Source organism: Streptomyces sp. SID13726 (assembly GCF_010548375.1).
In the GTDB taxonomy this organism is placed as follows: Bacteria; Actinomycetota; Actinomycetes; order Streptomycetales; family Streptomycetaceae; genus Streptomyces.
Genome location: NZ_JAAGLY010000003.1, coordinates 361,316 through 380,687 on the forward strand (window position 1 = coordinate 361,316; position 19,372 = coordinate 380,687).

Genomic DNA, 19,372 nt, shown 5'->3' on the forward strand with positions numbered 1-19,372 from the left:
AGATCGGGTTCGGACGCGGTGGCGCCGGCAACTCGGTTGAGAGCAGGCCGTGGTGACCGGCTTGTCCCGGGACGGACTGTGGGTGTGGGTAGGACCCCGTACTGCCGTCCGTCCGCTACAGATTAACCAAATGAGCGGGGGTGCGCTCGATAGGGGCCGGAAACATGGCACAAGCATTGCAAGCGGCCCGCGCATTTCAGCCACGCTCTGCCCGCGTTTGCTCCCTCGTGCGCGGTTTGCGGTTCACCCGACCGGCCTACCGGACCGCTCAGGCCTTCGACGGGCGAGGGGCACGCAGTTCAGGTCCCGTTGGCTCAATCGCAAGCCGCCCATGATCTGCTCAGGTACGGCAACGGCTTGTCCCGCGGAACACTCGGGAGGACTGACGCATGGAGCTGCGCAGTGTCGAGGAGCTGATGGATCTGCTCTACGCCTGCCGACATCAGCACGCGCTGCGGACCGCCGCCCTGCTGCGCCGCAGCCGCCCCGCCGACAAGGAGCTCCAGATCGCGGGTCTGGTGCGCGGTATCGGCGAACTGCTGGGCCCCGGCGACGAGGCGGGCCGGGCCGAGCGCGCGGCCGAGGCCGTACGCCCGCTGCTGGGCCGGCGAGTCCACGCGCTCGTACGGCAGCACGGCCCCACCACCGACGACGACCTGCTGCGTCTGCGCGAGGCCGCCGAGGAGGGCCGGTCCGCCGGGTTCGACGCCGGGGTGCTGGAGGACTGGCGCGCGGTCCTTGAGCTGGTGGCCGCACGCAACTCCCGTCTGGAGACTGTCGACTGACGGTCCGTCATGAGACGGTACGGCGATGACGTCGTCGTACGGACTGCATGGCAGGGCCGCCCTGGTGACCGGGGCCACGCGCGGCATCGGACGCGCCGTGGCCGGTCTGCTGGCCGAGGCCGGGGCGCTGGTGTGCGTGACGGCCCGGGACCCAAAGGACGTCCGGCGCACCGCCGCCGAGCTGGGCGGCATCGGCCTCGCGGGCAGCGTCGGCGACCCCGGCCAGCCGCGCGCGCTCGTGGACCTCGTCCTCCGCGAGTTCGGGCGCCTGGACGTGGTGGTCAACAACGCGGCGACGAACCAGCCGTACGGCCCCCTGATGGACGTGGACCCAAGGGCGTGGAGGGAGGCGTTCGCCGTCAATGTGGAGGCGCCGCTGCGGCTGGTCCAGGAGGCGTGGCGGGGATGGATGCGGGAGCACGGCGGGTCGGTGGTCAACGTCTGCACCGAGGGCGCCGGGCATGTCGGGCCGAACGTCGGCGCGTACGGCACCAGCAAGACGGCCCTGCTGCGGCTGACCCAGCAGCTGGCGGGCGAACTGGCGCCCCGGGTGCGGGTCAACTCCGTGTCGCCCGGGCTCGTACGGACGGAGATGGCGCGGTTCGTGTGGGAGAGGGGTCCCGTCGATCTGCCGCTCGGCCGGGTCGGGGAGCCCGAGGACGTCGCGCGGGCCGTGGTGTGGCTGGCGTCCGACGCGGCCGAGTGGATCACCGGGGCGGATCTGCTGGTGGACGGGGGCACCCGGGTGCGGGCGGCGGGGCCGGGGCCGGGCGGGTACGCCGTCCACGACCGGCTGCGGTCGGCCGTGCCGCCTCAGGCGTGAGGGGTCACGGGAACAGGGCGATGCCCATGAGGACGATCAGGCCCGCGAAGACGACGAGCGCGACCATGCCCCAGCTCCAGGGATGCCGGACCGGGTCGGCGGCGCCGCCGCGGGGCCGGTCCTCGGGGAGTTCGTGGCGGACCGGACGGTCGCTCGCGTAGAACTCCTCGTCGGTCGAGTAGTGGTTGCGCGCGTCGTCGAAGGCGCGCGGATCGATGCTGTGCGGGTGTGCCATGACGACTCCTGGGAGAACGGACCGGGCTCCGGGTTCCCCGCCGGCGGCGGCCCACACGCCGGGGCCGCCGTGGTGCCGTCCGTTCACCACTTCCCGGGCGCGTAGTCCTTCAGGAAGACCCCGTAGACGTCCTCGCCGTCCTCGCCGCGCACGATCGGGTCGTAGACCCGGGCCGCGCCGTCGACCAGGTCGAGGGGGGCGTGGAAGCCCTCCTCGGCGAGCCGGAGCTTGTCGTAGTGGGGGCGCTCGTCGGTGATCCAGCCGGTGTCGACCGAGGTCATGAGGATGCCGTCGCTCTGGAACATCTCCTGGGCGCTGGTCCGGGTGACCATGTTCATCGCGGCCTTGGCGGCGTTGGTGTTGGGGTGTCCCGCGCCCTTGTAGCCGCGGCCGAAGACGCCCTCCATCGCCGAGACGTTCACGACGTAGGCGCGCCCGCTCCTGGCCTTCTTCGCCGCGTCGGCCATGGCCGGGCGCAGGGCGCTGATCAGGATGAACGGCGAGGTGTAGTTGCAGAGCTGGGTCTCCAGGAGCTCCACCGGGGAGATCTGGTCGATGGTCTGGACCCAGGTGTTGGAGTCGACGACGTCGGGGACCAGGCCGCCCGCGTCGATGGCGGTGCCGTCGAGGTGCCGGGCCACGCTGGCGTTGCCCGCGACCAGGGCGAGGTCGGCGACCTGCTGGGCGTCGATGCCGGAGATCCCGGCGGGCAGGGAGGCGAGTCCGTCGACCGCGCCGGAGCCGAAGGCGCCGATGACGTGGTGGGCGGGGAGTTCACCGGCGGGCAGCGGGGCGCTCTCGCCCTCGACCAGGGCGGCGTACGCGGAGGGCAGCCGCCGTACCGTCTGGGTCGCGTTGTTGACGAGGATGTCGAGGGGGCCCGCCGCGGCGAGCTGCTCGGCGAGAGCCACGGACTGGGCCGGGTCGCGCAGGTCGATGCCGACGACCTCCAGGCGGTGCAGCCAGTCGCCGGAGTCGTCCATCGCCTTGAAGCGGCGGATGGCGTCCTTGGGGAAGCGCGTGGTGATGGTGGTGTGGGCGCCGTCGCGCAGCAGCCTGAGCGCGATGTACATGCCGATCTTGGCGCGGCCGCCGGTGAGCAGGGCCCGCTTGCCGGTGAGGTCGGCGCGGGCGTCGCGCTTGCCGCGGTTCAGGCGGGCGCAGTCCGGACAGAGCTGGTGGTAGAAGTAGTCGACCTCGACGAACCGGGTCTTGCAGGTGTAGCAGGAGCGCGGGCGCTGGAGTATCCCCGCGATCCGGCCCTCCTCGGTGACCGACGACGGGAGGATGCCCTCCGTCTCGTCGTCGATGCGCTGGGCGGAGCCGGTCGCCGTGGCCTCCGTGACCGCCTTGTCGTGGGCGGTCTTGGAGGCCCGGCGCTCCTGCCGGCGGCGCTGCTTCACGGTGCGGTAGATGCCGGCGGTGGCCCGGCGCACGGTGATCGCGTCGGGGTGGTCGACGTCGAGCTTGTCGAGCTCGTCGAGCACGCTCAGGCAGACGGCCAGCCGCTCCGGGTCGATGCCGGGGCCGTACTCGACCTCGTCACCGGGCTCGTGCGTGGTCGCCGAGCCGTCGTCTGTCACCGTCATCGCGCTGCCGTTTCCTGATCACCCGTGCGGCACCCTGGCCGCGTCCGCTGGTCGAACGCGGAATTTTACTTCAGCGCCGGGCCTGGGCGGAAAACGGGAACGATCAAGGACCGCAGGCGGCCAGCAGTTCCTTCACCTCCTCGGTCAGGGCCAGGGCGAGGAGGTCCAGGTCAGGCACCGCCTCGGCGTCCGCGACCAGGCCGTAGTGGACCTGTCCCCGGAACGTCGAGATCGCGACGGCGAGGGACTGGCCGCGGGCCAGCGGAGCGAAGGGGTAGACCTCGGTGACCGGGTTGCCGCCGAGCTTCAGGCCGATGCTCGGCAGCGGCACGCTGGTGACCAGGATGTCGAACCAGAGCCGGGCGCCCTGGCTGACCAGGGGTCCGCCGAGGCGGTGGCCGAGGGCCGGGACGTGGTCGGCGAGCAGGGCGACGGCGCCCGCGCCGCGGTTGGGGCCCGCGTCCTTGTTGCGGTCCATGGCGGTGCGGACCGTGTCCAGGCGGCCCAGCGGATCGGGGTCGTCGACCGGGAGCCGTATCAGGTAGCCGGAGAGCCGGTTGCCCTGCGGGTGCGCGGTGCGCGGACGGCGCTTGGAGACCGGGATCAGGGCGCGGGGTGCCACGCCCTCGCTGCCGTCGCCGCGCTCGTCCAGCCACCGGCGCAGGGCTCCCGCGACGACGGCGATCAGTACGTCGTTGACGGTGCCGCCCCGGGTCTTCCGGACGCGGTGCACGTCGTCGAGGTCCACGACGACTCCGGCGGTACGACGGGTGCCGCTGGGCTCGGCGGCGATCGCGGCCGAGGAGCGCACCCCCACGGAGGACAGGGCGACGGAGGCGCCGATGTCGAGGGCACGGCCCAGGTCGGAGACGGCGCCCCGGACCAGTCCTGGCAGCTTGCGCACGTCCGGCAGCAGCGGCTTCGCGGGCTCCTCGGGGCGCGGCCTGCGCGCGGGCAGGTCCATGGGGTCCAGGACGGCGGCGGCGAGCGTCAGCGCCCGCAGTCCGTCGGCGAGGGCGTGGTGAAACTTGAAGAGCACGGCGAAGGAGACTCCGTCCTCCCCCGGCAGCACATGCGCCTCCCACGGCGGCCGTTCACGGTCGAGCGGCCGCTGCATGAGCCGGCCGGCCTCGGTGTGGAAGTCCGCGGTCGGGGCGTGCAGCAGGACGTGCCGCAGCGGGTCGAAGGCGGGGTCGGGGACCCGGGCGGCGCCTCCGAAGGCGTACGGGAAGCCGAGCGGCCACACGTCCCGGATCCGCATCCTGAGCCCGGGCACGGCGGCTGCCCGGCCCGCGAGCAGGTCGGCCGCGTGGGCTCCGGCGGTGGGCGAGTGGGCCGCGAAGACGCCGAGCGCTCCCAGGTGCATGGGGTGTTCGGCGGATTCCATGTTCCAGAACGCCAGGTCGAGAGGTGCGAGCAGGTCAGAAGTCAATGGCTTGCCTCGCGTCGACAACAGGTGGGCAAGCAGTCAATCGCCCTCCGGCGATTACGGTCAAGTACGATCAAGCTACGCTCAGTTAACAACGGATTAAGTCCCGCCCCTTCCGAAAGGGGCGGGACTTGTGTGACAGATGTGATCAGTCCGGGGTGGCCGGGCATCCCGCCAGGGTCCCCCGGGACGCGTCCCGGATCAGGTCCCGGTGCGCGGCCCGGACCCGCTCGGCGTCCGGTTTGAGGACCCTGCGGTCATAGGTGAGCAGTCCGTTCAGCTCTCCCTCCACGTCCGTGATCTGGGTGTAGACGGCTCCGTTGCTCCCCTGGCAGACCAGCGCCCGCACCTCGTCGAGCTTGCCCAGATAGTCGTCGGTGTAGGTCGCCGGATCGACGTCGACGTACGACTGCTGCACGGACCAGGCGTGTCCGGGCACCGCGAGGCCGAGGCCGCCGTACTCCCCGCTGACCAGGGCACGTCTCCCGTCCGGCCGGGGCGGCAGGGCGGGGCTGGGATACCCGTGCTCGTCCATGATGTCGCCGGCGTCACCGTCGGCGCCGAGATTGAGTCCTGACTGGTTGTTGACCAGACGGGTGGGGTCCCAGGCCTTCGCCTGCTCGGCGATCCGGCCGATGTCGTACTGTCCCCAGCCCTCGTTGAAGGTCACCCACATCACGACCGACGGACTGCTGATGTGCTGGTCGATCATCCGTTTCATCTCGCGCTCGTACTCGGCACGGGCGGCCGGACCCGGGTTCACGCCGGCCGTCATGGCGGGCATGTCCTGCCACACCAGCAGGCCCAGCCGGTCGGCCCAGTAGAACCAGCGGTCGGGCTCGACCTTGATGTGCTTGCGCACGGCGTTGAAGCCGAGCCGCTTGTGCGCCTTCAGGTCGTGGGCCAGGGCCTCGTCGGTGGGTGCGGTGTGCAGGCCGTCGGGCCAGAAGCCCTGGTCGAGGGTGGCCATCATGAAGACCGGCTCGCCGTTGAGGACCGTGCGCGGGGTGCCGTCGACGTTCTCCACGGCGATGGAGCGCATTCCGAAGTAGCTGCCGACGCGGTCGGCGCCGACGCTCACCCTCAGGTCGTAGAGGAACGGGTCGTCGGGCGACCACAGGCGCGGGTCGCGGACGGTCAGGGTGAGCGGCTCGCCCGTCCGGCCGCGCGCCGCGGCGACCTTCCGCCGTCCGTCGTACGCCGTCGCCGTGATCGGTACGCCGTCCCGGACACCCTGTGCCTCGACCGTCAGCCGGCCGGTGGAGACGTCGGGGGTCAGTTTGAGGGAGTCGACGTGGTCGGGGGCGACCGGTTCCATCCAGACGGTCTGCCAGATACCGGAGGACGGGGTGTACCAGATGCCGCTCGGGTCGAGGCGCTGCTTGCCGAGGGGCGGGTTCTCGCCGTCGGCCGCGTCGGTGGGGTCGTACACCCCGACGATCAGTTCCTGGGTGCGGCCGGGCTTCAGCGCGTCGGTGACGTCGGCGCCGAACTTGTCGTAGCCGCCGGTGTGTTCGGCGACCTTGGTGCCGTTGACGTACACCTCGGACCGCCAGTCGACGGCGCCGAAGTTGAGCTTCAGCCGCTTGCCGGAGCCGATGTGCCAGTCGGCCGGGACGGTGAAGGTACGGCGGTACCACATGCGGTCCTCGTGCCGTTCGAGGCCGGAGAGCTGGGACTCCACCGGGTACGGGACGAGGATGCGCTCGGCCAGGTCCTTGCCGACGGGCGGCTGTTCGCCCGCCTCGGCCGCGGCGAACTGCCAGCGGCCGTTGAGGTTGCGCCACTCCTGGCGGGTCAACTGCGGGCGCGGGTACTCGGGATGGGCGTTGTCCGGGCCCACCTCGTCGGCCCACTTGGTGCGCAGTTCGTGGGTCGAGCGGTTGGAGCCGCTGCTCCAGAAGGAGTTGACAACGTTGCCGTCCGTGCCGGTGAGACCGCCCTCGCCGTCGTAACGGAGGTCGGCGGTGCCGCGTGCGGTGCCGGTCCTGTTGCCCACGACGGGTTCGGCGAGGGCGACGAGCAGGGCACGGGGGTTGCCGGGGGCCGGCTCGACGTCGCCGAGGGGCCACTTGGCGCCGCCGATCACCGCCTGGAGGTGGTCGGTGAGGCCGGGCGGGGGTGCGGCGAGCGGCTGGGCGAAGTCGAGCTTCAGGGTGCGGCCGGTGCCGAGGACCGTGGTGGCGACCGGGCCGTCGTAGTCGTAGCCGTCGGGAAGGCGGAAGGCCGACTGCGGGACGGCCTCCTTGGTGCCGCCGGGCCGGACCCAGCGCAGGTGGAGGTTGGAGCCGCCGTAGTGCTCGAAGTACTCGACCTTGATGTCGTAGGGCTGTCCGGCGGTCAACTCGACGGGCTGGGCGGTCTGTTCGCGGTCCCAGTCGTCGACCCAGTGGTCGATCAGGAGCTGTCCGCCGATCCAGAGGCGGAAGCCGTTGTCGCCGATGACCGAGAAGGTGTGGGGGCCGGTCCTGTCGGGGACGACCTTTCCGGTCCAGCGGACGCTGACGTCGTCCGAGCGGCCGGTGGCGGCGGCCAGGCGGGGTTCGAGGGTGTCGAAGTCGAGGTTCGGGTCGAAGGTGGTGGCCTTGAGCTCGTGGAAGTCGAAAGCGCCGGGGGCGGACTGGGTCCAGTACTCCCCCTTGAGGCCGCGGGCCTCGACGGGGTCCTCGGCGGCCGGAGCGGGGGCGACGGCCAGGCCGGTGAGGCCCAGCAGTGCGGCCAGCAGTAACGCGAGCCGTCCTCTGAGACGTCTGGTGTGCACGGAAGCCTCCATAACAACGTTGTCATGGGCATGAGATGGCATGACAACATGGATTACGGCTTCCGTCCAGGGACCCGGCGGGTCCCTGGTCCGGACCTGCTACGAGACCAACTGGCCCTTCCCCAGGGCGATCACACCGCCCTTGGACACGGTGTACAGCTCGGCGTCCCGCTCCGGGTTCACGCCGATCGTCGCTCCCGGCGGGACCTCGACGTTCTTGTCGAGGACGGCTCCGCGGACCACCGCGCCCCGGCCTATCTTGACGTTGTCGTGCAGCACCGAGCCCTGCACCACGGCCCCCGGGTCGATCAGGACACCGGGCGACAGGACGGACCGCGTGACCTGGCCGCGGATCAGGCAGCCCGCGCTGATGATGGACTCGCTGGCGATGCCCCCGGCGTTGAAGCGGGCCGGGGAGAGCTGGCCGGAGTGGGTGTAGATGGGCCACTGGCGGTTGTAGAGGTTGAAGGCGGGGCGCTCGGCGATCAGGTCCATGTGGGCGTCGTAGTAGGCGTCCAGGGTGCCCACGTCCCGCCAGTAGCCGCGGTCGCGGCTGGTCTCGCCGGGGACGTGGTTGGCGCTGAAGTCGTAGAGCTGGGCCTCGCCGCGGTCGGTGAGCTGCGGGAGGATCGAACCGCCCATGTCGTGCACGGAGTTCTCGTCCTCGGAGTCCCGTTGCAGGGCCTCGATCAGCGCCTTGGTGGTGAAGATGTAGTTGCCCATCGAGGCGAACACGCACTCCGGGTCGTCCGCGAGCCCCGGCGGGTCGGCCGGCTTCTCCAGGAACCGCTCCACCGTGAGCCCGTCCGAGCCCGGGGAGATCACCCCGAACGACGAGGACTCCGAGCGCGGGACCCGGATGCCGGCCACCGTGACGCCCGCGCCGGACTCGATGTGCTGCGCGAGCATCTGGCGCGGGTCCATGCGGTACACGTGGTCGGCGCCGAACACCGCGACGTACTCGGGGCGTTCGTCGTAGATCAGGTTCAGCGACTGGAGGATCGCGTCCGCGCTGCCCAGGTACCAGCGCGGTCCGAGGCGCTGCTGGGCCGGGACCGGGGTGACGTAGTTGCCGAGCAGGCTGGACATCCGCCAGGTGGTGGTGATGTGGCGGTCCAGCGAGTGCGACTTGTACTGCGTGAGGACGCAGATGCGCAGGATGTCGCCGTTGACGAGGTTGGAGAGGACGAAGTCGACGAGGCGATACGTTCCTCCGAAGGTGACCGCCGGTTTGGCGCGGTCCGTGGTCAGGGGCATCAGGCGTTTGCCTTCCCCGCCCGCCAGTACGATGCCGAGCACCGAAGGTCCGCCACGACGCATGGCCGCTCCCCTCACCCTGGTTGACCCATGCCTGCCCTTGTGCGGGGCCTAGTACGCCTGTTTGACGATCTCCTCGTAGAGCCGGGCCGTGCGGCGCGCGACCGCGTCCCAGCCGAACTCGCCCACCGCGCGCTCCCGGCCCGCCTCGCCCATCCGGCGGGCCGTCCCCGGATCCCCGATCACCGCGTCGAGTGCCCGCGCGAGCCCGGTCTCGAACTCGTCGTCCACGGAGACCAGCAGACCGGTCCTGCCGTCGTCCACGACCTCGGGGATGCCGCCGACCCGCGAGGCCACCACGGGGGTTCCGCAGGCCATCGCCTCCAGGTTGACGATGCCCAGGGGCTCGTACACCGAAGGACAGGCGAACACGGTGGCGTGGGTGAGGAGTTGGATCACCTCGGGGCGCGGCAGCATCTGCGGGATCCAGTGCACGCCCTCGCGGACCCGGCTCAGCTCCTCGAACAGCTCGCGGAACTCCCGGTCGATCTCAGGGGTGTCGGGGGCACCGGCACACAGCACGACCTGGGCGGCCGGGTCGATGTCCCGTACCGCGCGCAGCAGATGGGGCACCCCCTTCTGGCGGGTGATGCGGCCGACGAACAGCACGAAGGGGCGGTCACGGTCCAGGCCGATGCGGTCCAGCACGTCGGTGCCGTGGTCGGGCCGGTACAGGGCGGTGTCGATGCCGTTGTGCACGATGTGGACCTTGGCCGGGTCCAGCGCCGGGTAGCAGCCGAGGATGTCCTCGCGCATCGCGCCGGAGACCGCGATCACCGCGTCGGCGGACTCGATCGCGGTGCGCTCGGCCCAGCTCGACAGGGCGTAGCCGCCGCCCAGTTGCTCGGCCTTCCAGGGGCGCAGGGGCTCCAGGGAGTGGGCGGTCATCACATGCGGAATGCCGTGCAGGAGCTTGCCGAGGTGGCCGGCGAGGTTGGCGTACCAGGTGTGGGAGTGGACCAGTTCACGGTCCTCCAGGCCGGCCGCCATGGACAGGTCCACGGAGAAGGTGCGCAGCGCGTCGTTGGCGGTGTCCAGGGCGGACCAGGGCCGGTGCCGGACCACGCCCTCGGTGCGCCCCTCGCCCCAGCAGTGCACGTCCAGGTCGACGAGGGACCTCAACTCCCGGGCGAGGAACTCGACATGGACACCCGCGCCGCCGTACACGTCCGGCGGGTACTCCCGCGTCAGCAGGCCCACTCGCACCCGGAACCCCCTGTCTCAGCGGCTGGTCGGCTTTCATGGTCACCCAGATGCGCCGCGCGCGGAAGGGCCCGGGGCTCGTGTGAAGCAACAGTCACCGCACACGCCACCGTCCGGCAACCGGTAGTACAGACAGCAGCTGCGACGGCGGAGCGTGCCGGCGTCCAGCGCGCCCGCGAGCAGGGGATGCGCGAGGAGTTCGGCCGTGAGGTCCCGGGTGCGGGCGGCGACGTCCGGACGCCGGAGCAGCTGCCGGGCGGCGCCCGTGAGCGCCGAGGCGGCGTTGCCCCACAGCAGTCCGGTGGCGAGTCGGTACTCGGTGCGCAGGGTGGCCGCCAGGGGTTCGAGGTGACCGTGGAGCACGACGTCGGCGAGGGTGGGCGCGTCCCCCGGCCGGGACTCCCCCGGTTCTACGGCGGACAACCACAGGTCGTCGGGGGCGCTGCCGTCGGGGTCCCAGTGCAGGCGCCCGGGCGCGAGGTCGGGAATCCGGCCGTACACGACCGCGCAGCCCAGCGCCACCGACCAGAGCCGGGCCGCGAGTCCCTGGTGGGCGATGGAGGCCGCGATCCGCGGCTCGGGGGCGCGCAGGGCCGAGGCCACCTTCCGGACACGAAAAGTCATGGGATTTCCGTAAACATCCGACGACGAGTTCTCGTAGACTTGTGCGAGGGTCGGCAGCGCCCGGCGCGATGCCTCCGGAGAACTGCCGATCGTCCGTAGTACGAAGTAGCCGCCGAGCGGCCGCAGCGCGACGAGATCAGGGTCGAGGTCCACGACCAGCAGTAGTACCAAGACCCGTAGGGGTACCCACCAGGGGGCCTCCACCCCGTGTCACCCGCCTTGGGGAGGACACGGACCCTTTTGTACTCCATCGGCAGTAGGACCCATTGCCTGCTCAGGTACGACGACGGGAAGAACTTTTCCGGGCATCGTGTTGGTCATGGAAGACGACCGTTCGTCGCGCCGGGCAGACCGCCCCCGCCTCACGCAGAGGAGCAGCTCATGAGTGCCCTCGCGTTCTCCGTGCTCCTGTCCCTCGTCTCCGCCGTCGCCTACGCGGGCGGAGCGATCGTGCAGGAGCAGGTCGCGGTCTCCCACCCCGACGAACAGTACGCACCGCTGCGCCGGCCGGGCTGGTGGGCGGCGGTCGCGCTCAACGGCCTCGGCGGGCTGCTGCACGTGGTGGCGCTGGCCTTCGGTCCGCTGAGCCTGGTCCAGCCGCTGGGCGCGCTGACGATCGTGTTCGCCCTGCCGATGGCGGCCCTGTTCGTGCGCCGCAAGGCCGGGGCCACCGCCTGGCGGGGCGCGATCATGGCGACGGTCGGCCTCGCCGGTCTGCTCTCCCTGGTGGGCGCCTCCGACGCGCAGTCGCTGAGCAACGCCCAGCGGATCTTCGCCGCGCTGGTGACCGGCGTCGCGGTGGTCGCGCTGATGATCGCGGGCCGGGCCGCGCACCGGCACCCGGTGGTGCGCAGCGTGCTGCTCGCGACCGCGTCCGGCATAGCGTTCGGCATGTCCTCGGTCTTCACCAAGACGGTCGCCGTGGACTGGACCGGCGGCGTGACCGCGGGCGACCTGCCCTCGCTGGCCGCGATCGGCGTCCTGGCCACGGCCGGACTGCTGCTCTCCCAGGCCTCCTACCGGGGCGCGGGCCTCGCCGCCCCGCTGGCCACGCTGACGGTCGTGAACCCGGTGGTGGCGGCCGCGGTCGGCATCACGATGTTCGGCGAGACCTTCCGTTACGGCACGACCGGGACGGCGCTCGCGCTGAGCTGCGGTGTGGTGGCGGCGGGCGGTTTGATCCTGCTGACCACGGAGCGGCTCCAGCGGACGTCTGCCGAGGAGCAGGCCGGGGCCGAGCCGGTCGAGGGGGCGCCGGTGGTGGACGCGCCGGTGGCCGCGCGCGAGAAGGCGTTCGACGAGGAGGCCGGTCGTCGCGGGGTGTTCGCCGAGGAGCCGGTGCGGGAGGAACTGCTGCACAAGGAGCCGCTCGTCGAGAAGGCCCTGCGTGAGGGTGTGCTCATCGAGGGGCCGGTCGGGGTCGGGATGCGCGGGGAGGCGTTCGTGCCGGGTCCCGCGTCGTCCGCCTCCGCCGTGCCGTCGGTACCGGCGGCGTCGGGCGTCCCGTCGGTGGCGGGCGTCCCGTCAGTGCCGTCGTCAAGCGTCCCGTCGATGGCGGGCGTCCCGTCGGCCCCCGAGGCGGTGCTGATGGACGGTGTGTCCGACGAGCTTCTGGACGCCGGCCTTCTGGACGCCGACGCGGGGGCCGCGGGCAGCGGCGGCGAGCCGCCCGCGTACTACGGCCCCTTCTACGGCGCCGCGTACATCCCGATGCCGGTGCTCGACCGGCATCGGGCCCGCGTCAAATCCTGACGCCGCCGCCCCGGAGATAGGCGACCGGGTCGATGTCGGAACCGAATCCGGGCCCCGTCCGCACCTCGAAGTGCAGATGCGGGCCCGTGCTGTTGCCCGTGGAGCCGGAGCGGCCGATGCGCTGGCCCGCGCCCACCGTCTGCCCGGACTTCACGGAGATCGCGGACAGGTGAGCGTACTGCGTGTAGCGGCCGTCGGCGTGCCGGATCACCACCTGGTAGCCGAAGGAGCCGCCCCACCCCGAGGTCACGACCTGCCCGGCGGCGACCGCCTTCACGGACGTCCCGGTGGGCACCGCGAAGTCGACGCCGGTGTGGTAGCCCTTCGACCAGGACGAGCCTGCCTTGTGGTACGGGGTGCCGAGGGAGGCGTTCACGGGGGCGACCAGGCCGGTCTCCGTGGCCTTCTCGGTCTTCTCGGTCCTCTCGGTCTTCTCCTGGGTGCCGGAGCCGGAGGAGGTCTTCTTCACCGAGGTGTCGTCGGCCGTGGTGGTCCCGCCGGCGGCGGCACGCAGCTTCAGCCGCTGTCCCGGCAGGATCAGGTCGGGGTCGGCCCCGACGGTCCTCCGGTTGGCCGTGTACAGCCCCTGCCAGCCGCCGCGGACGCGCTGTGCGTCGGCGATCGCGGAGAGCGTGTCGCCGCGGACGACGGTGTACATCTCGGCGGTACCGGCTCGCGACTGGGGTGTGGTCTGCGGCTGGACGTCCTGCACGGAGGTCGTCCTCGGCTTCTGGGTAGTGGTCCCGGCGGGGTGGATGTCCGGTCCGGAGCCGCCCCGGGTGAGCCCGGCCCGCACCGAGCAGGTCGGCCAGGCGCCGGGGCCCTGTCCGTCGAGCACCTTCTCGGCCACGGCGATCTGCTGGTCCTTGGTGGCCAGATCGGCCCGGGCCGCGTAGCGGGTGCCGCCGTACGCCTCCCAGGTGGACTGGGTGAACTGGAGCCCGCCGTAGTAGCCGTTGCCGGTGTTGATGTTCCAGTCGTTGCTGGACTCGCACGCGGCGACCTTGTTCCAGGTGTCGACGTCGGCCGCCTGTGCGGTGCCGGTGCCGATGAGCGGGACCGCGATTCCGACTCCGCCCGCGGTGACGGTGAGCGAGGCCCGGTTGATCCTGTTCGGCTGATACCGGCGGTGCCGGCCGCGTACGGCCATGGAGAGCCTCCCCGTGCAACCAACATGCGACATGCGTCAGGAGGGGCAAAAGTAAGCGCTGCGAACCGGCCATGACAAGACGGCAACCGGCCTCCTGCGGTTCGTGCGGGGCGCGGTGGGGCGATGTTCAACGTGGTTGCGCGAAAGCCCAGTTGAGGAGGGTGCGGGCGGATACACTCCCGATCACCCGAACTTGGGGTGTGCCGGTGTTTGAGCAGGTGAACGGGGCGGCGGTGGATTACGAGTTCGACGTGTTCGTGAGTTACAGGCGCAGCGCGGGAAACGTCGGCGACTGGGTGCATCACCACTTCTACCCCGTCCTCAAACGCTGCCTGGAGGACGAGGCCGGCACCGGCGAGATATTCGTCGACCGGCAGATGGAGGGGAACATCGGCGACTCCTGGCCCGACCAGCTCGCGGATTCCCTCGGCAAGAGCCGCCTCCTCGTCCCCGTGCTCTCCGCCCCCTATTTCCGTTCGCCGTGGTGCATAGCGGAGTGGGCGACGATGGCGGCGCGCGAGGAACGCGAGAGACGCGGCCGGTCCAACGCGTTGATCCTTCCCGTGGTCTTCGCGGACGGGGTCAATTTCCCGGAGTACGTCCAAGAGCGGGAGTTGCACGAGGGGTTCAAGAACTACAACGTCCCCTACCCCGAGTACCGGAAATCCGAGGCGTACCCGTACTTCCACCGAGAGGTGCAGGGTTTCGCACGGCAGATCGCCGGCCGCCTGACGAAGGTCCCCGACTGGCGCGAGGACTGGCCGGCGCTCCGGCCTCCGGCCGACGCCCCGGTTCCCAGTCCCAAGCCGGACCTTGGAGCGACGTGATGGAACCAGGGAAGATCATTACGTTCTATTCCTACAAGGGTGGAGTGGGCCGCAGCTTCGCTCTCGCCAACACGGCTGTACTGCTGGCACGTTGGGGCTATCGAGTGCTGTGCATCGACTGGGACCTGGAGGCGCCCGGGCTCTCGTACTTCTTCGAGCCCCACCTGGACGAGCTGCCTCGCACCGGACTCCTGGAGATGATCGAGGAGGCGCGTGAGCAGCCGAGTGCGGACACCGCTCTGCGCCACCGGACGACCGTGACACTCCCCCAGGACGCCCGGCTGGATCTGATCGCTGCCGGAAAACCCGACGAGTCGTATGTCTCCCGCTTGCAGAAGGTCGACTGGGACGCGCTGTACACCCGGCACGACTTCGGAGCCACCCTGGAGTCGTGGCGCGAGGAATGGATGCGCCACTACGACCTCGTCCTCGTCGACAGCCGCACCGGCATCACGGACTCCGGCGGCATCTGCACGGCACAGGTTCCCGATGTCCTCGTCTTCGCCTTCACCGCGAACGAACAGAACGTGCGAGGCGTTCTCGACTTCGTCAAGCGCGCCATGAAGGCCCGGGACGCCCTGCCCTACGACCGGCCCCGCCTGCTGACCGTGCCGTTGCTCAGCCGGTTCGACGCGCAGCCCGAGTACCGGCACGGCGAGAACTGGCGCCGGGATCTGGCGGAGCGCATGAAGCCGCGGCTGCGTGACTGGGCTCCCCGCGGCAGCGACTCGGGAGAACTCCTGCAACGCGTGACGATCCCCTACTTCCCCATCTGGTCCTTCGGTGAGTCGCTGCCCGCCCTGTCCGAGAGCCACCGCAACTCCGAACAGGTCACTTTCAGCATCGCGAGCCTCGCGGCGCTGCTCGCACGCCGGCTGGAGGACGTCGATCTGCTGATCGAAAGCCGCGATTCCTATGTGGAGGCGGCCCGGCAGGCCGCCCGACGGGACTACACGGCCGACGTGTTCGTGAGTCACAGCGGATCGACCACCGGGCTGGCTCGGGAATTCGGGATGCTGCTGGAGGAGAACGGCGTGACCGTGCGCATCGCGGCCGACGACTTCAGCAACTTCGACAGCTTCGGCGACTACACCGAGGTCCCGGGGGCACGTTCGAGGCGTATCGACGAATGCCGCCATTTCGTCCTGATCGTGGACGAGAGCGGCGAGGACCCGGCACAGAGCCTGGACAGCAGCTATTTCCTGCGCCATTCCGTCAACGCCGTGAGCGAGCGCCTGGCGCTGCCCGTCGTGACCTCGGCCGAGGCCGTCCGTCACCTGCCGAGCCTCGCTCAGTCGTTTCAGGTGTTCAGTCTGGAGGACGGCACCCTGCCCCAGGCCGCCCGTGTCATCGCCGCTCGCATCCGGCAGGACTCCAAGGGGACGGAGCCCCTTTCCCGTCGCAGCGGCCACTACGACGTCTACGTCTCCTACGCGCACGCTGACCGGGACTGGACGATGGTGCTCGCGGAGAACCTGAAACGACTCGGTCTCTCCGTGTTCATCGACGAGTGGGAGTTGCAGCTGGGCGATCACTGGCCGTCCCGACTCGATGACGGCCTGAGGAACGCCGACTCGGTCGTGGCCGTCGTGAGCCAGGCCTGGAGCCGATCGGAGTACACCCGGCAGGAGTTCACCGCCGCTCTCGAGTCGAACGGGAACCAGCGAGTGATCCCGGTCCTCGTGGACGACGTGCTCCCGCCCCCGTTCATTGCCGAGCGCCAGTGGGTCGACTTCCGCTCCGCCTCCTCGCCCCGCGAGTACGTCGACCGGGTCCGTCACCTGGCCCGCGGAATCCTCGGGCTGCGTGACGACGAACCCCTCCCCCGCAGCGGTTCCGTGGTGCTTCCGGACTCCATGTTCTAGCTGAACACAACGAGGCGCGTGAGCCGTATCCCTGGTGTGCGGACAGTCCCCCGACAGGCAAGGATGGCCGGTGGACGATACTGACAGGCACGACCGGCAGCAGTGATACATGACCTACGCGATCCACAGGATCTTTTGGGAGCAGGCGGTATGAGCACAACAGCGCAGATCGGCGTCACGGGCCTCGCGGTCATGGGCCGCAACCTCGCCCGGAACTTCGCCCGCAACGGCTATACGGTCGCCCTGCACAACCGGACCGCGTCGCGCACGCACGCCCTGGTCGAGGAGTTCGGCGGCGAGGGCGACTTCATCGCCGCCGAGACCGCGAAGGAGTTCGTGGCGGCCCTGGAGCGGCCCCGCCGGCTGGTCATCATGGTGAAGGCCGGTGAGCCCACCGACGCGGTGATCCAGGAGTTCGCGCCGCTCCTGGAGCCCGGTGACATGATCATCGACGGTGGCAACGCGCACTTCGCGGACACCCGGCGCCGGGAGCGCGAACTGCGCGAGCAGGGCATCCACTTCGTCGGCATGGGCGTCTCCGGCGGCGAGGAGGGCGCGCTGCTCGGACCGAGCATCATGCCGGGCGGCCCGAAGGAGTCGTACGACTCGCTCGGTCCGATGCTGGAAAAGATCTCCGCGAAGGCGGCCGACGGCGCGCCCTGCGTGACCCATGTCGGTCCCGACGGCGCCGGGCACTTCGTGAAGATGGTCCACAACGGCATCGAGTACGCCGACATGCAGCTGATCGGCGAGGCGTACCAGCTGCTGCGCGATGTCGCCGGGTACTCGCCCGCGCAGATCGCCGGCATCTTCCGTACCTGGAACACCGGCCGCCTGGACTCGTACCTGATCGAGATCACGGCCGAGGTCCTGTCGCACGTGGACGCGGAGACGGGCAAGCCGTTCGTGGACGTCGTCGTCGACCAGGCCGAGCAGAAGGGCACGGGGCGGTGGACCGTCCAGATCGCCCTCGACCTCGGTGTCCCGGTCTCCGGCATCGCGGAGGCGGTCTTCGCCCGCTCGCTGTCCGGCCACGCGGAGCTGCGGGAGGCGTCCCGCGGGCTCGCCGGGCCCAAGGCCACGCCGCTGAGCGAGGCCGAGGCGGGTGCCTTCGCCGACCGTGTCGAGCAGGCGCTGTACGCGTCGAAGATCGTGTCGTACACGCAGGGCTTCCACGAGATCTCGGCGGCGCGCGAGGAGTACGACTGGGACATCGACCTCGGTGCGGTGTCCGCGATCTGGCGTGGCGGCTGCATCATCCGGGCGGCGTTCCTGGACCGCATCCGGTCCGCGTACGACACCCGGGCGGACCTGCCGAGCCTGCTGTCCGACGAGACCTTCGCGCAGGAGATCGCCTCGGCGCAGGACGACTGGCGTGACGTGATCATCGCGGCGACGCGGCAGGGGGTGCCGGTGCCCGGGTTCTCGGCGGCGCTGGCGTACTACGACGCGCTGCGTGCGGAGCGGTTGCCCGCGGCGCTCACGCAGGGGCAGCGGGACTTCTTCGGGGCGCACACGTACCGGAGGGTGGACCGGTCCGGTGCCTTCCACACGCTGTGGGGTGGGGATCGGTCCGAGGTGACCTCGTAGCAGGTCCTGTGCGGGTGCGTGGGGGCTGGTCGCGCCCACGCACCCGGTACACCGTGGTGGGCTTCGGTGGGGCGGCGATTCCATGCCGCCCCACTGTTGTCGTTCAGGTCAGCGGTGGGCCCGGTTGCGGGGTCGGTACCGGCTCCGGCTCCGGCGCCGGGTCCGGGGGGATCGGGGACGGGTCCGGGGGCTGTGGGGGTGGGACCGGGCTCGGGACCGGGCCCGGGGTGGGGCCCGGCGGGACCGGGTCGGGGTACGGGTTGGTCATCGTGTCCTCCAGCCTGTCGTCGACGTCGGCTCTGGACTCATCCCCCGCGTACCCGGTGGCCGGCTCCGCAGTCACCCGGGTGGGTCAGAAGCCCTCGGGGTGGGCGGTCAGCCAGTGCTTCGCCGCACGGAGGAGTTCCGGGTCGGCGGCGGGCGCCTCGTCGGGGTGGCGGGCGGCCCACTTGACGACGTACGGGCAGAGCGGGGCGACCGGGACGCCCTCGCGGGCGGCGATCGTGTAGAGCTCGCGGGCCAGGGAGCCCGCGATGCCCTGTCCCTCGTGGGCCGGTTCGACGATGGTGTGGACCGGGACCAGGGCGCGCCCGGGGCTCTCGAGGACGAAGTACTGGATGTGGCCGACGACTTCACCGCCGTCGGCGAGTGCCTCCAGCCGGCCCGCGGGCCGGTCGTCACGGATCTCGATGTCGCTCATGGCACGCTCCTGGTCCGAAGGCCGTCGTGAAGTCGAGGTCAGGCGGACACCGCCTGCGGGCTGCGCCGCTGGTCCGAACCGGGCACCGGCTCAGACGGGTCGGCGCCCAGGGCCACGACACGGTTGTCGTGGTCCACGTGCACGACCCGGGGTTCGAGCGCCCGCGCCTCGGCGTCGGTCACCTGAGCGTAACTGATGATGATCACCAGGTCGCCGGGGTGGACGAGATGGGCGGCGGCACCGTTGATCCCGACCACCCCGGACCCGCGCTCCCCCTCGATGACGTACGTCTCCAGCCGGGCGCCGTTGGTGATGTCGACGATGTGGACGAGCTCGCCGGGCAGCAGATCGGCGGCGTCGAGGAGGTCCGCGTCGATGGTCACCGATCCCACGTAGTGCAGGTCGGCCTGGGTGACGGTGGCCCGGTGGATCTTGGACTTGAACATGGTGCGCAGCATCGGAGTACTCCTGAAGATAGGCTCCCTGCCTGCGTAGATGCAGGTCAAGGGCTGTTTGAAGTCTTGCAGTGAGTCGCTTTCGACGCCAGGGTACGCAGCCGGGACCGGATCACGTGCGTGAGCCTCGCCACACGGAATATGCGCTCATGTGCGTATGGATACGGCATCGTGGTCACCCGGCATACTGCTCTTCCGCGGCGCGGTTTCGCGGGTTCTGTCGCTCTCGGGGGAGGCGTCGTGGCTCTGCGTCCGCTGTCCGACATG

At 70.8% G+C, this 19,372-nt stretch carries 16 protein-coding genes; 6 read left to right on the top strand and 10 right to left on the bottom strand.

Annotation, left to right across the window (positions count from 1 at the left end; translation table 11 throughout):
• Positions 1–389: 389 nt before the first annotated feature.
• Positions 390–785, top strand: a complete 396-nt coding sequence (locus G3I78_RS08970; protein WP_164422298.1) for a hypothetical protein — start codon at positions 390–392, stop codon at positions 783–785.
• A gap of 25 nt (positions 786–810) precedes the next feature.
• Entirely contained in the window at positions 811–1,608 is a 798-nt protein-coding gene (locus tag G3I78_RS08975) for an SDR family oxidoreductase (protein WP_164422299.1), read from the top strand.
• Positions 1,609–1,612: 4 nt separating this feature from the next.
• Here the strand turns inward: G3I78_RS08975 and G3I78_RS08980 are convergent, their stop codons facing one another.
• From G3I78_RS08980 to G3I78_RS09010, 7 genes are all read right to left on the bottom strand, one after another.
• Complete coding sequence (locus tag G3I78_RS08980) at positions 1,613–1,843, bottom strand: hypothetical protein (RefSeq protein WP_164422300.1); 231 nt, start codon at positions 1,841–1,843, stop codon at positions 1,613–1,615.
• An 83-nt stretch (positions 1,844–1,926) separates the two neighbouring features.
• Positions 1,927–3,432, bottom strand: coding sequence for an SDR family NAD(P)-dependent oxidoreductase (locus G3I78_RS08985; RefSeq protein ID WP_164422301.1), 1,506 nt, complete (start codon positions 3,430–3,432; stop codon positions 1,927–1,929).
• 103 nt (positions 3,433–3,535) lie between these two features.
• Positions 3,536–4,864: a wax ester/triacylglycerol synthase family O-acyltransferase gene (locus tag G3I78_RS08990; protein WP_164422302.1), complete on the bottom strand. Its 1,329-nt coding sequence runs from the start codon at positions 4,862–4,864 to the stop codon at positions 3,536–3,538.
• A gap of 145 nt (positions 4,865–5,009) precedes the next feature.
• A complete protein-coding gene (locus G3I78_RS08995) occupies positions 5,010–7,622 on the bottom strand; it encodes a PA14 domain-containing protein (RefSeq protein ID WP_164422303.1) in 2,613 nt (870 codons plus the stop codon).
• Positions 7,623–7,721: 99 nt separating this feature from the next.
• Positions 7,722–8,942: a glucose-1-phosphate adenylyltransferase gene (gene glgC, locus G3I78_RS09000; RefSeq protein ID WP_164422304.1), complete on the bottom strand. Its 1,221-nt coding sequence runs from the start codon at positions 8,940–8,942 to the stop codon at positions 7,722–7,724.
• Between the two features lie 48 nt (positions 8,943–8,990).
• Positions 8,991–10,145, bottom strand: a complete 1,155-nt coding sequence (gene glgA, locus G3I78_RS09005) for a glycogen synthase (RefSeq protein WP_164422305.1) — start codon at positions 10,143–10,145, stop codon at positions 8,991–8,993.
• A gap of 39 nt (positions 10,146–10,184) precedes the next feature.
• Positions 10,185–10,937, bottom strand: coding sequence for a (2Fe-2S)-binding protein (locus G3I78_RS09010; RefSeq protein ID WP_164422306.1), 753 nt, complete (start codon positions 10,935–10,937; stop codon positions 10,185–10,187).
• 210 nt (positions 10,938–11,147) lie between these two features.
• Here G3I78_RS09010 and G3I78_RS09015 point away from each other — a divergent pair, with 210 nt between their 5' ends.
• Positions 11,148–12,518 carry a DMT family transporter gene (locus tag G3I78_RS09015; protein WP_164422307.1) on the top strand — a complete coding sequence of 457 codons (1,371 nt, stop codon included), beginning with the start codon at positions 11,148–11,150 and terminating at the stop codon, positions 12,516–12,518.
• On the opposite strand, the gene G3I78_RS09020 is transcribed toward G3I78_RS09015, so the two are convergent.
• Positions 12,508–13,668: a transglycosylase family protein gene (locus tag G3I78_RS09020; protein ID WP_164422308.1), complete on the bottom strand. Its 1,161-nt coding sequence runs from the start codon at positions 13,666–13,668 to the stop codon at positions 12,508–12,510. The two genes, G3I78_RS09015 and G3I78_RS09020, sit on opposite strands and share 11 nt — an antisense overlap.
• Positions 13,669–13,868: 200 nt before the next feature.
• Between G3I78_RS09020 and G3I78_RS09025 the strand changes: the two genes are divergently transcribed.
• From G3I78_RS09025 to gndA, 3 genes are all read left to right on the top strand, one after another.
• The gene (locus tag G3I78_RS09025; protein WP_164422309.1) at positions 13,869–14,495 is read left to right on the top strand and encodes a toll/interleukin-1 receptor domain-containing protein; all 627 of its coding nucleotides are present in this window, start codon (positions 13,869–13,871) and stop codon (positions 14,493–14,495) included.
• A 44-nt stretch (positions 14,496–14,539) separates the two neighbouring features.
• Positions 14,540–16,360, top strand: a complete 1,821-nt coding sequence (locus G3I78_RS09030; protein WP_164422310.1) for a TIR domain-containing protein — start codon at positions 14,540–14,542, stop codon at positions 16,358–16,360.
• A 150-nt stretch (positions 16,361–16,510) separates the two neighbouring features.
• Positions 16,511–17,950, top strand: coding sequence for an NADP-dependent phosphogluconate dehydrogenase (gene gndA, locus G3I78_RS09035; protein WP_164422311.1), 1,440 nt, complete (start codon positions 16,511–16,513; stop codon positions 17,948–17,950).
• Positions 17,951–18,302: 352 nt separating this feature from the next.
• On the opposite strand, the gene G3I78_RS09045 is transcribed toward gndA, so the two are convergent.
• Both G3I78_RS09045 and panD read right to left on the bottom strand, forming a co-directional pair.
• Positions 18,303–18,650 carry a GNAT family N-acetyltransferase gene (locus G3I78_RS09045; RefSeq protein WP_164422312.1) on the bottom strand — a complete coding sequence of 116 codons (348 nt, stop codon included), beginning with the start codon at positions 18,648–18,650 and terminating at the stop codon, positions 18,303–18,305.
• Between the two features lie 38 nt (positions 18,651–18,688).
• Positions 18,689–19,108, bottom strand: a complete 420-nt coding sequence (panD, locus tag G3I78_RS09050; protein WP_164422313.1) for an aspartate 1-decarboxylase — start codon at positions 19,106–19,108, stop codon at positions 18,689–18,691.
• Between the last annotated feature and the right edge of the window lie 264 nt (positions 19,109–19,372).

Coding starts and splice junctions, on each gene's coding strand:
- G3I78_RS08980 (WP_164422300.1), bottom strand. CDS start 1,843: ATGGCACACCCGCACAGCATCGATCCGCGCGCCTTCGACGACGCGCGC.
- gndA (WP_164422311.1), top strand. CDS start 16,511: ATGAGCACAACAGCGCAGATCGGCGTCACGGGCCTCGCGGTCATGGGC.
- panD (WP_164422313.1), bottom strand. CDS start 19,108: ATGCTGCGCACCATGTTCAAGTCCAAGATCCACCGGGCCACCGTCACC.
- glgC (WP_164422304.1), bottom strand. CDS start 8,942: ATGCGTCGTGGCGGACCTTCGGTGCTCGGCATCGTACTGGCGGGCGGG.
- G3I78_RS09015 (WP_164422307.1), top strand. CDS start 11,148: ATGAGTGCCCTCGCGTTCTCCGTGCTCCTGTCCCTCGTCTCCGCCGTC.
- G3I78_RS09020 (WP_164422308.1), bottom strand. CDS start 13,668: ATGGCCGTACGCGGCCGGCACCGCCGGTATCAGCCGAACAGGATCAAC.
- G3I78_RS09045 (WP_164422312.1), bottom strand. CDS start 18,650: ATGAGCGACATCGAGATCCGTGACGACCGGCCCGCGGGCCGGCTGGAG.
- G3I78_RS08975 (WP_164422299.1), top strand. CDS start 811: ATGACGTCGTCGTACGGACTGCATGGCAGGGCCGCCCTGGTGACCGGG.
- G3I78_RS08970 (WP_164422298.1), top strand. CDS start 390: ATGGAGCTGCGCAGTGTCGAGGAGCTGATGGATCTGCTCTACGCCTGC.
- G3I78_RS08985 (WP_164422301.1), bottom strand. CDS start 3,432: ATGACGGTGACAGACGACGGCTCGGCGACCACGCACGAGCCCGGTGAC.